Source organism: Streptomyces sp. AC627_RSS907, assembly GCF_019049165.1.
Genome location: NZ_JAGMUE010000281.1, coordinates 1 through 585, shown reverse-complemented (window position 1 = coordinate 585; position 585 = coordinate 1). Strand labels below are relative to the sequence as shown.

Sequence of the window (585 nt, the reverse complement as noted above, 5' to 3'; positions counted from 1 at the left end):
CATCAGGGCGTGTACGTCGCCGGCGCGGGCCCTGCGCGCCGGCGACGTACACGCCCTGATGTGGTCCGGAGGCGTCCCCACCCCGACGCTGGAGGTGCTCGCGAGGGCGATGCCGCTGCGGTTGTTGCCGCTGGACGCCCTGGGGCGGGAGCTGCGCACCGCGTACGGAGCCGTGTACGCGCCGGTGACCTTGCCTTCCGGCGCGTACGGGCTGCGCGAACCGGTGCGTACGGTCGGGGTCAGCAACTACCTGGCGGCGCGCGGCGACGTGCCCGCGCGGGTCGTGCGGGCGTTGCTGCGGGTCGTCTTCGGGCGCTGGCGCGAGTTGCTGCGCGAGGTGACCGCCGGCGCCCGCCTCGAACCCCGGTTCGCCATCGCCACCGGCGTCGTGCCCCTCCACCCGGGGGCCGTCGACTACTACCGGTCGGTGTACGGCTGACGCGGCCCGTGGCTCGCGGCTCGGCGGCCTGGCCTGGGCACGCCGCGACGCGACCGGGTGGGCGAGCGAGTGGGGTCGCGGTCCGGTGACGGGTCGTACGGGCTACGGCGTCGCGGCGGCGGGCAGTCGCAGTTCCACCGCGAGGC

General features: G+C 76.2%; 1 protein-coding gene. It reads left to right on the top strand.

All coding sequences use genetic code 11. The features are described 5' to 3' along the window. The coding region (locus KUM32_RS33735) for a TAXI family TRAP transporter solute-binding subunit (RefSeq protein WP_302185208.1) at positions 1-439 on the top strand (439 nt) is incomplete at its 5' end. Positions 440-585: the final 146 nt, after the last annotated feature.